Raw genomic sequence first — 14,375 nt, forward strand, 5'->3', positions numbered from 1 at the left:
ATAATTATAATAATCTTGTACATTATTTGTGTAATGTGCATATATTGGCTGTGTATATGGAACAGAATATACATCTCCACAACGACTACACATAAAATAATATACATCATCTGTATACATATACGTATGTTTTTCACCTTCTGGTACTATTTTTTTACAAAATTTGCAATATTCTCCTGATGATGCTACATCCGTATATATATACTCGTGTACTTTATACCCATAACTTGTATTAAATGTTCCGCAAACAGAATGTTTTGCTCGCTTTACCTGATAAGGTGCTGCAAATGTCGAAACACTTGTTGCTACAATTACAACCATACACATAAATGCTGCTATTAAACTCTTTAATACTCTCTTTTTCATAATTATCTACCTCTCTTCTTTATCTTCTCCTACTATACCTTCCGTTACTTTATCCATAAAATCGTCCAGCATAGTATCCATCTTATCTTTAATATAGTCATAATTGATTGCATCTGATAATTTAGGACTCTCCAGCTTTTTAACTTCTTTTGCCACAGCTTCCTGACAACACTTACTATCATACCTCCATCCAGCTTGTATTCTACCATTTTCATAATCAAGCTCACCAGTAGTATATGGCAAATCTGAACCACCGTGGGTTCGTGCCTCATCATAATGTTCAATTATTTGTTGCAAATCCAACTTGGCTTCTAAATAATAAGACGGGTCTTCTTGTATTTTCTTAATTACACTCACATCTATAAATACATTCTTTTTACTCGGATTTCCAAAGTCTTTTCCTATTCGTGTATCAACATTATTAAAAAATAGATTTTTTTCATCACTTCTATCTTCCAATATGTAATTAGCTTCTGGAAATTCTGAACACAACATTTCATATATTGTCATTATGTCATTGTTTCCTGCCGTTGAATTTATCTCTACACTATCTGTTTTCTGCTGGTAGATTTTATCAAATTCCAGCTCACTATTAGCTTTACTGCTATTAACTCCACTGTAACTAGTCAATGCACTAAAACTGCCTATTCCACCTACTGCCATTGAACTTCCTCCTACATTTTTCTAAGTTTTTTAACTGACTTTGTCATTTTATCTTGTTCACAAGCTGGATTATAACACTTTATATGCCTTTATTTAGGACAACGATATTTTTGGTAGATAATTCGACATAATTTGCACATATTAGCTACATAAATGTATTAAAATGCTGCTTTTAAACTCATTATTAATGCAGTCTATTTTATAAGTTCCATTATATTTCTTTACAATTTTATCAATATTACTTATGCCATATCCGTGATTACTTCCCTTGGTGCTGATAATTTTATTATTTTTATAGGTTACTGAATTTTCTAAGCACGAATTACTAACATATATGTATAATATTCCCGTCTTATATTCAATTCGTATATTTATGCTTGGTGCTTGCGTTAAAATCGTGCTTTGGACTGAATTATCCAGAAGATTTCCCAATATAATATTCAAATTATATGAACTTATATCCAGCTTATCCGGCACAGCAATCTTTGTTTCATATTGGATTTTATTTTCTTTGAATTTACATATATAATAATTAATTATTCCGTCCATTATCTGATTTCCAGAATTGATATATGATGTATTATCGTACACATCATTTTCCAAAGAATTAAGATATTTTTTCACCTCTGCATAATTATTATCCGTCACAAGATATGTAAGTTCCCTTATGTGATGCTTCATATCGTGTTTAATTGCTCTTATATTTCGTTCATTCTGTATATTGTTCTGCATTCTCAGCTCATGCACATCCATTTGCTTCTTTAATGCTTCCATTTCCTGCTGTAATGAATACTGTTCTATCATAGAAAGGTAGAAGAAATACAAAATGACATTTATCAATAAAATTATAAAACTAATCTCTATTACCGTTATATATGCTATCCCCTTATCAATTGATAAAATATATTCAGAAGCAATACTCATAGCTGAAATTATAAGCAGAAAATACCATTTTCCTGCGAATTCATCCTGTATTCTGCCATTATATATTTTCTTTATAATCAATATAACTACATAAAATATCAACAAAGACATAATCATACCTATAACTTCGTTATTTCTGTTTTCTACCGTAACTCCCAATATAAAAGAACATATTATGTCTATTGCACAGCATATTCCAAAGTTCATACACGATAATAAGAATTTCTTTTTTAGAGAACCGCTATATACATTGGCAATAGCAAATATTGTCACAAATGTTATTATCATATTTAGTATTACGTTATTAAACGTAATATAAACCAGCACTGTTGCAACAAACATAAATCCACTAACCAGATATTTGCACAGACTATTATTCTTATCAAAAAACACTTGAAAATACTGTACAATAAGTATTGTCCTTACTAATTCCACAAAAACTGATATTATATAATTGTATGTCATAATTTATCCCTCTAACTCACTAAAATATATTCACGCTTTATTCTATTAATCAGCTATTATATTCTAATATTTTCTCATTAAAATAATTGCGGTATGCCCTGCTTATCCCCAGCTCTTTTCCATCATCCATAACCACATAACTGACGTGACATTCCCTCATATGCTTTAAATTTATAATATAAGATTTGCCAATTTCCACAAAATTTAATGGCAGCTTTTTTATTTCATTTTTTAATTGTCCCACATATTGTATTGACTGATTATCCACAAGATTGATAATTATATGCCGTCCCCTGCTCTCAAAATACTTAATATCCATCATCATAACCATATTGGTCTTTCCATACACACAATACTTAAAATGCTTGTTATCCTGCTTATAATATCCACACATTTCATCTATTAAGTTCTCAATTTCATTCTTATCAAATGGCTTTACCACAAAATCATATGGATGTATCTTGAATAATTCCATAGCATATTCTGTCATTGACGATATGTATACAATATTCATTGACATATTTTTCATATAATTTCTTATATATTTACCAAGTTCAATGCCATTGCTGTCCAAAAGCTCTATATCAAGAAACAAAATATCAATCTTCACCCCATTAGATATATCCTTTTTCAACGCTTCACCTGAGTTCCACACATATATTTCAGCTTCATCATCTTTACATTCAAAAATTTCATTAATGTAATTCTCCAATTCTGAACACGTCAACTGTTCATCGTCACATATCCCTATCCTGTATATCATATTTCTCCCCTCTTTCCTGTATCCTATTACTTATATTCCCTAATATAAGCAATCCCGCTACTATAGCAATACACAAAACTACAATTAATCCGTAGTCCGTTTTTGATAATACAATAAAAATAGCATATAAAAATAACTCTATTATTAAAATAACTCTTATTTTCTTCTTTAAATAGTTCTTTTCTTCATAATTCATTTTATTATTTATATTATCGACAGGTGCCAACATTAAAATAATTACCAAAGCAAAAATTAGCATAACAATTTGCACACTAATGGTAACTTTCAAATTTTTTATTAACATTAACTGTAGAAAATATATTATTATTGATGCCACAATACATTTATTATGATTTTTCATATGATATCCGCCACAATATTGTCTTAATGGCAATAATAACATCAAAAATACCACTCCTTTTTTTAACATTCCCATATACACTGCAATAACAACAGCAGCTACCACCCCTATAATTATATTAATCAGCATACCTCTGCCATATTTTATAACTTCCCTGTACTCTTCCTCTGTTAATTCTCCATCTTTATTATTCAAGCTTTATTCCCTCCATATATAAATAATGGAAGGCTCATATATCAAGCCTTCCATATATCATTTCATAATATTACATTTTTATTTTCTTTCCATATCAAATACATATCTGATAAAATCAGCTGCATTTTCCGGATTTCTTGCTGACTGAACAATTCCGTAGCAAGGTCTTTCCATTGTAAGGTCTGTATCCTGTATTCTTGGTGCATCAGATAAATCTACTGCTACTGCACGGGTTTCACCATCTCTTTGCGTATGGTATATTATATAATCCGATAATTGCTCCATTTCTTCATCTGTAAAAAGTTCTGTTAAATCATAGAAAAAACAGCTTGTATCAAAACAGAAGTGGTCTATCTTTTCATATTCTGACATATACCCATCAAGGTTATTAGTCTGCGACAAAACATATATCTTCTCATTGCTTATCTGTGGGTCCTGGTCGAAAAGCTTTTCTTCAAGCGTATAGCTGTAATCTATATGTATACGCTGTTTCTTGCCGTCTATTCCAAGATAATTAGTAAAACCTGTTGTCAATAAATCATCATCTGTATCGTATCCTGTAATCTTGCCGTCACATACCGCAATATCACATACTCCTTCATAATTATTTCTTCTGTAAGCATTTATAAATGACAATACCACAAGAACAACAGCTATAACCGCCGCAATTGGAATTCTGTAATATTCCCATATATATTGCAGCTTGCCTGTAAACGTAAGTGTTAAGAACTTCTTACGCTGTTCTTTCACCTCATCTTTAATAGAATTACCTTCTGCCATATAGCCTCCTAATACATTACATTTCATTAAACAGCCAGAAACACTGTGGCTTTGCTTTTTATTAATTACTCTTTAATTAATCAACATTTGTTAGTTTATCATACCTTAACGCTTAAAAAAACAGCTTTTATAAACATTTAAGAAATATGCATTAAAAATTCTTTGCTTTTTGTTACATATATAAGTATAATCTGATTTAGTCACTTTCATTATGAATGTAGAATGGAGATATATTATGCGTGGTTTTGGATTAGATGGTAAATTTTTCAGGGGACTCACGAAAGCTGGTGATTTCCTTATACTTGGATTAATAACAGTTATATTCTGTATCCCTGTTATCACAATAGGTGCTTCACTTACAGCTGCATTTTATGCTGGAATGAAGCTTGTTAAAGATGAAGAAAATTATGTGTTTAAAGATTTCTGGAAGTCTTTTAAGACTAATTTTGTCCAGGGATTATTGGTCGAACTTATCATGGGAGTTATCGGACTACTTTTATTCTTTGATATAAGGGCCTGTGCCTACTGGGCATTCTCATCTGGTTCAATGGCTGGTACTATTTTTATGTATGCTATCGCAGGCTGTGCTCTTGTATGGGCTGGTGTTCTTTTATATTCATTTGCAGTGCTTTCAAGATATGATGATAAAGCATTTACAATTGTTAAGAATTCACTTATATTATGCGTTCATCACCTGCCACAGACATTTATCATGATGATTGCAACATACGGACTTATCCTCTTTTCTTTAAAGTATTTTACTGCATTTATAGTAACTATACCGCTTATTATTTATGTTGACTCATTCATATTCACAAGAATATTTAAGTCATTAGAGAACACTAATGATGAGCGGGCCAGAGAAGCTGAAAAAGAAAAAGCTGAAAAAATAGAAACGGCTAAACAACATAAAGCCATTGATGACAATGTTGACAACACTGCTGTTACTTTAAATGATAATCAGTCAGATGATAGTAACAACTAATTAAACTCACATATATAAATATTCATACCGTCAATGTCCTGTGCATACACTTTAAAGCCAAGCTTGTGTATAAGCGATATTGACGGTTTATTATTCTTATCTATGCAGGAATATAATTTATCTATGCCCAATTCTTCCTTAGCATATTCCATAATTGCACTGCATACTTCGTATGCTATCCCCATATTCTGATAAGGCTTTCCTGTAAGATAACCTATTTCCTGAATATTTTCTCCGTCAATGCTTCTATTCTCAATTCCCATACGTCCAACAAGCCTGCCTGTATCTTTAGAATATACCAGCCACATTCCGTACTCAAAGAATCTATACATATTATTAATGTAATTTCTTACAAATTCTTTTTCCTTCTCTAATTCATACAAAGGTTCTATAAACTCACAATCTGCAAGTGTGTCATACAATTCGTACAATTCATCAAGGTCATCAAGACTTTCTTCCCTCACAATAAACCTCTCTGTTTCAAGAATAAATGCTGGAAGCCCCTTTTTTCTTGCATACACCTTCTGACAGTAATAATAATCTATCTCCTCTGGTTCATATATCACATAAGGTGCAGTTCCCACATAATCATACCCAACTCCAATATCTTCCCTTATAATAACTTCCATACCAGCCACATCTCTATTCCCCACACAACGTGTACTTATAACTATATCCGTATCCCTGTCATACCCCTCAGAATTATCAAAAATAACCTCAGCCTTTCCTTCCATATTCTCTATAATAGTCCGTTTTTCCTCATCACCTATAATCCTGTCACAATCAAATATATACACTCTTTCCATAACTCACGTATAATCCTCCCAATTGACTTTTACAATAATCCCCATTACAATACATAATATTATCACAGATAATTACAAAACGACCACTATCACTAACCAGCTGTGAAATAAAAATACATTACAAGCTGTGTACTTTTGAAACCGTCGGCACTTAGCGGCTGTCCTTTAGCCGCTTAGTACCGCTACGGTTTCAAGTAGCGCAAGCGTGCCCAGCGGTAATATATTTTTATCTCACAACGTCCGTTAGTCATATTTGCTTTCGTCTTGTAATTATCCCACACATTACACATTATTTTGGAGGTTAATTATGTCTAATCAGAACCCTATTGTAACATTTACAATGGAAAATGGCGACGTTATGAAAGCAGAACTTTATCCAGACGTTGCACCTAATACAGTAAACAATTTTATAAGTCTTGTTAAGAAAGGTTTCTATGACGGACTTATTTTCCACAGAGTTATCGCTGGATTTATGATTCAGGGCGGCGACCCAGAAGGCTCAGGCATGGGTGGTCCTGGATACTCAATCAAGGGTGAATTCAACTACAATGGTGTTGAAAATAATCTTAAGCACTCAAGAGGTGTCCTTTCTATGGCACGTGCACAGCACCCGGATTCAGCAGGTTCCCAGTTCTTTATTATGCACGCTGATGCACCTCACCTTGACGGTCAGTATGCCGCTTTTGGTAAACTTGTTGAAGGTGAAGATGTATTAGACAGCATTGCTTCAATTGATACTGACTGGAGTGACAGACCTAGAACTCCTCAGGTTATGAAGACTGTTACTGTTGATACTTTTGGTGTAGATTACGCTGAACCAGAAACACTCTAATAGTATAATAAAAGCCCGGTATGATTAATCACAATCATAAATATGATTGCTTTAATCATACCGGGCTTATTTTAAAATCCGACCTATATAAAAAATTTACATAACCTTATTTTATCCTATAGGTCTTATACAATTTTTAAATATATATCTTCTTAGAAGTGTCCGCCTGAACTTCCAGAGTTACCACCGCCAGAGCTTCCACCACTTGAACTGCTCTTTTCAATATGTCTTTTAGTAATTGTTGTATTGATAAATACATCTCTTCTGTCATTCATCTTATATCCGTGGTTCTTAGTATACTCTGTACTGTTCACTGTCATCTTTGACCTGGCACTGCTCATCATTGCCAATACTGCAATAACTGCTACCACAAGTGAGATTAAAATCTTAACTGGCATATAATATGTAAGTCTTGATAACATATTTACATTAAGCTTTCTCTCAATTCCGTTTATGTATTTCTTACAGCCTGCATAATAATCGCCTTCAGCAAGCTTATCCTCCGCACTTTCCCTGATTGAATCCAGACTTGACTGTGAAATGCTGCTCCTTGCTCTTCCTGATGTTACAATTCTGTCTGCTCTTGAAGTCATATCTATTCCATATACAACAGCCTCGCAGTCAGTTCCTGTTTCCTCATAACCATACTGTTCTTCAAGTATTGAACGAAGATAATTATCCATAGGACTATAATCTAAATTCTTGTTCATAGTTATGATAACAATATCAAGCTGACAGTTCTTAGATGCCTTCCTGCACATATCTGTAAGCTTCTGTTCTTCCTCACTTGTCAGAATTCCAGCATCATCTATTACATAGGTCTTATTATCTGTACCCGCATACGCACTCTGTGTTCCTGTTAATACAAACATCATAACCATAACAGCTAATACTGCCATTACAGCCACTTTTAACCAGTTAAAATGTCTTTTTAAATCTACACACATCATATAAACAACAGCCCTCCTATCATTGTAATAATAAGTGTAAGCACAAAAATTCCAATACCATATGTAACGGCTTTTCCTGCACTTATAGGTCTGTCTGCCACTATTTTACCAGTCTGTCCATTAAGATAAAAATGGAATTCCTTATTATTGTATCTGAAATTGAGCATCCACACTGGCAAAAGTGCATATTCGCTGCCCCTGCCATTCATACTTATGCTGTTATTCCTTACTATGACACTTGAATAACCAGTAATTGAATCCCTTGCAATCTGTGTAATGTATGAATCTGCTCTCTTCTTGGCACGGCTCTGTATTTCATCAGCTGTATAATTATATTTTTCTGAAAGATAACCAGATAAGTATGGCATTGCAAAATCTGTAATCTCGCTGTAATTATAAGGCTCTAACATATCCATCTGTTCATCTGGCATTTTCTCTGAAGCATCTGCCGGAATTCTTTTGAATTCTGCTGATACATCTCTATACACATCAAAATGGTCTGTATATGTATATTCTGTATCGCCACGTCTTGTCGTTCTTACCTTATTAGCATTGGCACTCATCATAGTTCTTGCTGAATAATCATACAGCCAGAATGGGACATACACACCACTAATCTTCTCAATTGTACTTTTTCTTGATAATTCCTTTGGTGTAAGCATTCCTTTTTTCAGCCATTTCTTATATATATCTACCGCCTGATCTTTGTTAATCTTAAATGGAATTATTGACTTTGGCCTGAAGCTTCCTTTAAGTCTGTCCTCAACCAATGTGGGATTACCACAATATGAACAAAATGTAGCTGATGTATATTCATCTGCAACAAGTTCTGCTCCACAGCTCTGACAATGATATATCTTCATATTATTATTATCTGCATCATTATCCTGTTCACTGTTATTAAATCCGTAATCACTATTATCTGATGTACTTCCACTTACTTCTTCCATTAAAGAAGCATATTCATCTTCATATGTCTTAACATCTATACTTGTACCACACCTCTTACATTCAAGCTTCTGCAATTCACTTGAGAATTCCATTGCCGCTCCACAATTAGGACACTTGTATATAATTGGCATATCTTACCTCCATTAATTTATGTAATATTATATGTGTTCATAATTTGTTCATATTGCATTCAATAAGTTTTAACATTATGAACATTCTTTCTTCACTTTTAATCAATATACTTTTAAATATAGAAAATATATCAGACAAGCTGATATATATTAATAAAGCTTATTGACTTTTATAGTTCTTCATAAATATGAGTTGTTAATCATAATGTACAACTCTCCTCCCTCTTTCGATGCCACCCTTAACGGGGTGGCATTTTACGTATTGTGATTATTGATATCATCACTAACTAATACGAAAGAGTTCATTCTCATAAATATCAAGGAATAAGAACCTTATCTTTATATACTTAATCTTCTAATTAATCTTTTGCATTAATCTCTTATTATTAGTCTTCTATATTACAAAGAATGAAACAATAAGAACAATTATTCCTGCAGCTATCATAATGATTCCAGTTTTCTTGTTCTTCTCATTAGTGGCTTTATCAACCTTAACGCTGTCCCTTAAATCATAGAACAGGTTAAAATTCTTCTTGGCTGTTATATACTTTGAAAAACCCATAAACGCTACAACAGCACCTACTACAAACATCATAAAACCTATAAATGGAAGATATGAATCTCCCCTGTTACCCTCAATATTATAAAAATCCACATCTGCGGCTATAATATTGGCTAAATAAATAAATTTCCCCATAAATTTCTTTCTCCTTTCGGGTTCTGTATTCCTTTTTTAGATTATACTTCTTTTTAGTATCAATAACAACTTAAATATATTGATTTTATTTTTCAAATTCGCACTATTTGACACTATTTTCTTTGCATTTTATTAGCTTTAATGTATAATGGATAATAAAAGTGGGCATTAAGCAAAGCTATGTCCATATTACATAGTAGGAGGTTAATATTTATGTTAGTTTCAGCAAAAGAAATGTTAGAAAAAGCCAGAGATGGCAAATATGCTGTTGGGCAGTTCAATATCAATAATCTTGAGTGGACTAAAGCGATTCTTCTTACAGCTCAGGAGATGAACTCACCAGTTATCCTCGGTGTATCGTGTGGTGCTGGTAAATATATGACAGGATTTAAGACCGTAGCAAGTATGGTAAGTTCAATGATAGATGATCTTAAGATTACTGTTCCTGTTGCACTTCACCTTGACCATGGAACATATGAAGCTTGTTATGACTGCATTGATGCAGGATTTTCATCAATTATGTTTGATGGTTCCCACTATCCAATTGAAGAGAATATTGAAAAGACTAAAGAACTTGTTAAAATCTGCAAAGAGAAGGGTCTTTCACTTGAAGCAGAAGTTGGTTCAATCGGTGGTGAAGAAGACGGCGTTATCGGTATGGGGGAGTGTGCTGACCCTAATGAATGTAAATCAATTGCTGACCTCGGTGTAACAATGCTTGCTGCTGGTATCGGTAATATCCACGGTAAATATCCTGCTAACTGGCCAGGTCTTAGCTTTGAAACACTTGCCGCTGTTAAAGAAAAGGTTGGCAATATGCCATTAGTATTACATGGTGGTACAGGTATTCCTGAAGATATGATTAAGAAAGCGATCTCTTTAGGTGTTGCTAAGATTAATGTTAATACAGAATGCCAGCTTGCATTTGCTGCTGCAACAAGAAAATATATTGAAGAAGGCAAAGACCTTGAGGGAAAGGGATTTGACCCAAGAAAGCTCCTTGCTCCTGGTAGTGAAGCTATTAAAGAGACTGTTCGCGAAAAGATTAACTTATTCGGTTCAGCTGGAAAGGCATAATTAGCATTACACACAACACACAAGGACTATAATACTATGAATACAACTAACAATAATGATGATTTATTGAATGATGATCCAGAACAATCATCTCGTAGAAATATAACTAAATCAGATGATATGCCCGATTATGAATTAGAAGATCCTGACGATATTCTGAATGATGATGTTGATGATTTTATAGATGAGGATATGGATTATTCAGACAGTAATTCTCCATATGATGAGAATGATGCTGATGCAGTATTTGACAGACAGGAGAAAGATAAAAAGCGTTCTAATATAATAAGACGTATTATTCTTTTAATATCAGTTGCTGTCTTTATATTTGCCGCATACAATCTTATCAACATATTCCTTGCATATCACAAGGCTGATGTAATATATAATGACATTGAACAGAATGTTCTTGATGAAGATTCCCACACTAATGTAATTATCGGTGATGAGGAAGAGGAAGTTGAAGTTCCATTTAAGTATAACCATCAGGCACTTCTTAATATTAATTCTGATGGACTTGGATATATATACATTCCATCTATTGGATGCAGGCTTCCAATGGTTCAGGGTAATGATAATGATTATTACCTTACACATACATTTGACAAGCAATCCAGTGCTAATGGCTGTCTGTTTGAAGATTCCCGCATTAATAGCGGACTTTCTTCAAACCATGTGATTATATACGGACACAATATGCGAAATGGTGCGATGTTTGGCAAGCTTAAAAGTTATGAGAATTCATCGTTCTATAATGGTTCTGGCAACAATGTATTCTATATATACACTGGTAATGTCATTAAACAATATAAAATCTTTAGCTGCTACATAAGTGAAGCTGTAAGTGATACATATACCTTTAACTTCCCTTCTCTTGCTTCTATGCAAAGTTATGCAGCAGATATGAAAGCCAAATCTTTGTATGATACAGGGGTTGATATTTCATCAGCAAGTCAGGTAGTTACTCTTTCTACTTGTACTGATAACGGTGAGAAACGCTTTATCGTACACGGAATGTATATTGGAGAAGCCTCATTAGAGTAGAATTTACTTGAAATTGACTTAGATAATTAATAATTTTAATTTTTTTTATATTTTTTAAAAAAGAACTTGCATTATTATTAATTTTGAGTTATTTTAATTAAAGACGACAGGTAGTTGTCGCTAATCAAATAAGGTAGAACAAAGGCGTTCATATTATACATCTTAATAATGTATATGTGTACGCCTTTTTTAGTTTTACTAATAGAATAATAATCTATGAAAAGGAAGGATGAAAAAGTTATGAGCGAAAAATTCAATGTAGCTGACATCTTCGGCGAGAACGTGTTCAACGACACAGTTATGAAAGAACGTTTACCAAAAAACGTATACAAAAATCTTAAGTTAGCAATAGCAGGTGTACAGGAATTAAATATTACCGATGCTGATGTTATAGCTAATGCAATGAAGAATTGGGCTATCGAAAAAGGCGCAACTCATTACACACATTGGTTCCAGCCTTTGACAGGAACTACTGCTGAAAAGCATGATTCATTTATTTCAGCACCTAATGAAAACGGAAAGGTTCTTATGGAATTCTCTGGTAAAGAATTAATAAAGGGCGAGCCAGATGCTTCATCATTCCCTTCAGGTGGTCTTCGTGCTACATTCGAGGCAAGAGGATATACAGCATGGGATTGCACATCACCAGCCTTCGTTCGTGAAGGTGCACAAGGTGCAACACTTTGTATCCCTACTGCTTTCTGTTCTTATACAGGAGAAGCTCTTGATCAGAAGACACCTCTTCTTCGTTCAATGGATGCTGTTAACGAGCAGGCTTTAAGAATATTAAAATTATTTGGTAACACAACATCTAAGAAGGTTACTCCTTCTGTTGGTGCTGAACAGGAATACTTTATAGTAGATAGAGAAAAATATCTTCAGAGAAAGGATCTTATCTTCTCTGGACGTACATTATTCGGTGCTATGCCACCAAAGGGACAGGAACTTGATGATCACTACTTCGGTTCTATCCGTGAAAGAATTGCTGCATTTATGAAGGATATCAACGAAGAATTATGGAAGCTCGGCGTATCTGCCAAGACTCAGCATAATGAAGTTGCTCCAGCACAGCATGAATTAGCTCCTATATATGCACAGTGCAATATTGCTACTGATAACAACCAGCTTATGATGGAGGTTATGAAGAAAGTTGCTTACAGACATGGTCTTGTATGCCTTCTCCATGAGAAGCCATTTGCCGGAGTTAATGGTTCTGGTAAGCACAATAACTGGTCAATCACAACTGATGATGGTATCAACCTTCTCGAACCTGGCAAGACACCTCACGAAAATATCCAGTTCTTACTTGTACTCGGTGCTGTTATGAAGGCTGTTGATAAACACGCTGATCTTTTAAGAGAATCTGCTTCTGACGTTGGTAATGACCACAGACTTGGAGCTAATGAGGCACCTCCAGCTATTATCTCTATGTTCCTTGGTGAGCAGCTTGAGGATGTTGTTATGCAGCTTATTGATAAGGGTGATGCAACAAGCTCTATCCAGAAGGGTAAGTTAAAGACAGGTGCTTCTACACTTCCTGACCTTAACAAGGATGCTACTGATAGAAACAGAACTTCACCATTTGCATTTACTGGTAATAAGTTTGAATTCCGTATGGTAGGTTCATCAGATTCAATTGCTCCTGCTAACGTAGTTCTTAACACAATCGTTGCAGAAAGCTTTAAGGAAATCGCTGACCAGCTTGATGGAGTAGAAAACTTCGATATGGCTGTTCATGATCTTATCAAGAAGCTCTTTACTGACCATCATAGAATCGTATTTAATGGTAATGGTTACTCAGATGCATGGGTAGAAGAAGCTGAAAGAAGAGGTCTTCCAAATATTAAATCTATGGTTGATGCTATTCCTGCCCTTACTACTCCTAAGGCCGTTAAGCTTTTTGAAAGCTTTGGTGTATTTACAGAGGCTGAATTAAAGTCAAGAGCTGAGATTAAGTATGAAGCTTATGCAAAGGCTATAAACATTGAAGCTAAGACAATGATTGATATGGCTGGAAAGCAGATTATTCCTTCAGTTATTTCTTACACAACAGAGCTTGCTAACTCAGTTCTTACTGTTAAGGAAGCTGGTGCTGATGCTTCTGTTCAGGCTGATTTACTTGCAGAAGTTTCTGGTTACTTAAAGGATATGAAGGCTGCTTATACTAAGCTTATTGATGTTACAGCTAAGGCTGCTGATGTTACTGACATTACAGAACAGGCTAAGTACTTCAGAGATGAAGTTAAGACAACTATGGACGAATTAAGAGCTCCTGCTGATAAGCTTGAAATGATCGTTGATAAGGAATTCTGGCCATTCCCAAGCTATGGTGATCTTTTATTTGAAGTTTAATTAATCTTAATTTAATTAATATCAACTGCATAT

At 34.0% G+C, this 14,375-nt stretch carries 15 protein-coding genes; 5 read left to right on the forward strand and 10 right to left on the reverse strand.

Annotated elements, in window-relative coordinates; genetic code table 11:
* The 6 genes from C7390_RS09860 to C7390_RS09885 all read right to left on the reverse strand — a co-directional run.
* Positions 1-366: hypothetical protein (locus C7390_RS09860; protein ID WP_318295658.1), on the reverse strand; the 366-nt coding region annotated here is incomplete at its 3' end.
* Between the two features lie 6 nt (positions 367-372).
* Positions 373-1,029: a hypothetical protein gene (locus C7390_RS09865; protein WP_116444131.1), complete on the reverse strand. Its 657-nt coding sequence runs from the start codon at positions 1,027-1,029 to the stop codon at positions 373-375.
* 141 nt (positions 1,030-1,170) lie between these two features.
* Positions 1,171-2,418 carry a sensor histidine kinase gene (locus C7390_RS09870; protein ID WP_116444132.1) on the reverse strand — a complete coding sequence of 416 codons (1,248 nt, stop codon included), beginning with the start codon at positions 2,416-2,418 and terminating at the stop codon, positions 1,171-1,173.
* A gap of 49 nt (positions 2,419-2,467) precedes the next feature.
* Positions 2,468-3,181, reverse strand: a complete 714-nt coding sequence (locus C7390_RS09875) for a LytR/AlgR family response regulator transcription factor (protein WP_116444133.1) — start codon at positions 3,179-3,181, stop codon at positions 2,468-2,470.
* The gene (locus tag C7390_RS09880) at positions 3,156-3,737 is read right to left on the reverse strand and encodes an accessory gene regulator B family protein (protein WP_022501227.1); all 582 of its coding nucleotides are present in this window, start codon (positions 3,735-3,737) and stop codon (positions 3,156-3,158) included. The genes C7390_RS09875 and C7390_RS09880 overlap by 26 nt, the downstream gene beginning before the upstream one ends.
* A gap of 78 nt (positions 3,738-3,815) precedes the next feature.
* Positions 3,816-4,517, reverse strand: coding sequence for a hypothetical protein (locus C7390_RS09885; protein ID WP_116444134.1), 702 nt, complete (start codon positions 4,515-4,517; stop codon positions 3,816-3,818).
* 235 nt (positions 4,518-4,752) lie between these two features.
* Between C7390_RS09885 and C7390_RS09890 the strand changes: the two genes are divergently transcribed.
* Positions 4,753-5,502, forward strand: a complete 750-nt coding sequence (locus C7390_RS09890) for a YesL family protein (protein WP_318295659.1) — start codon at positions 4,753-4,755, stop codon at positions 5,500-5,502.
* On the opposite strand, the gene C7390_RS09895 is transcribed toward C7390_RS09890, so the two are convergent.
* On the reverse strand, positions 5,499-6,308 hold the full coding sequence (locus C7390_RS09895; RefSeq protein WP_116444136.1) for a GNAT family N-acetyltransferase: 810 nt from the start codon (positions 6,306-6,308) through the stop codon (positions 5,499-5,501). The genes C7390_RS09890 and C7390_RS09895 overlap by 4 nt on opposite strands.
* A gap of 307 nt (positions 6,309-6,615) precedes the next feature.
* Here C7390_RS09895 and C7390_RS09900 point away from each other — a divergent pair, with 307 nt between their 5' ends.
* Positions 6,616-7,140, forward strand: coding sequence for a peptidylprolyl isomerase (locus tag C7390_RS09900; protein WP_022501223.1), 525 nt, complete (start codon positions 6,616-6,618; stop codon positions 7,138-7,140).
* Between the two features lie 152 nt (positions 7,141-7,292).
* Here the strand turns inward: C7390_RS09900 and C7390_RS09905 are convergent, their stop codons facing one another.
* The 3 genes from C7390_RS09905 to C7390_RS09915 all read right to left on the reverse strand — a co-directional run bounded on the left by C7390_RS09905 (position 7,293) and on the right by C7390_RS09915 (position 9,869).
* Positions 7,293-8,090, reverse strand: coding sequence for a TPM domain-containing protein (locus tag C7390_RS09905; protein WP_116444137.1), 798 nt, complete (start codon positions 8,088-8,090; stop codon positions 7,293-7,295).
* A complete protein-coding gene (locus C7390_RS09910; protein WP_116444138.1) occupies positions 8,087-9,172 on the reverse strand; it encodes a hypothetical protein in 1,086 nt (361 codons plus the stop codon). Before C7390_RS09910 ends, C7390_RS09905 begins: the two co-directional genes overlap by 4 nt.
* A 394-nt stretch (positions 9,173-9,566) precedes the next feature.
* Positions 9,567-9,869 (reverse strand): hypothetical protein, encoded by a 303-nt coding sequence (locus C7390_RS09915; RefSeq protein ID WP_022501220.1) that lies wholly within the window; start codon positions 9,867-9,869, stop codon positions 9,567-9,569.
* Between the two features lie 213 nt (positions 9,870-10,082).
* Here C7390_RS09915 and fba point away from each other — a divergent pair, with 213 nt between their 5' ends.
* The 3 genes from fba to C7390_RS09930 all read left to right on the forward strand — a co-directional run bounded on the left by fba (position 10,083) and on the right by C7390_RS09930 (position 14,342).
* Positions 10,083-10,946: a class II fructose-1,6-bisphosphate aldolase gene (fba, locus tag C7390_RS09920; RefSeq protein ID WP_022501219.1), complete on the forward strand. Its 864-nt coding sequence runs from the start codon at positions 10,083-10,085 to the stop codon at positions 10,944-10,946.
* A gap of 36 nt (positions 10,947-10,982) precedes the next feature.
* Positions 10,983-11,990, forward strand: a complete 1,008-nt coding sequence (gene srtB, locus C7390_RS09925) for a class B sortase (protein ID WP_022501218.1) — start codon at positions 10,983-10,985, stop codon at positions 11,988-11,990.
* Between the two features lie 240 nt (positions 11,991-12,230).
* Positions 12,231-14,342 carry a glutamine synthetase III family protein gene (locus C7390_RS09930; RefSeq protein ID WP_022501217.1) on the forward strand — a complete coding sequence of 704 codons (2,112 nt, stop codon included), beginning with the start codon at positions 12,231-12,233 and terminating at the stop codon, positions 14,340-14,342.
* The last annotated feature ends 33 nt before the right edge of the window (positions 14,343-14,375 follow it).

Source organism: Bacteroides galacturonicus, assembly GCF_003096855.1.
Lineage (GTDB): Bacteria > Bacillota > Clostridia > Lachnospirales > Lachnospiraceae > Lachnospira > Lachnospira rogosae.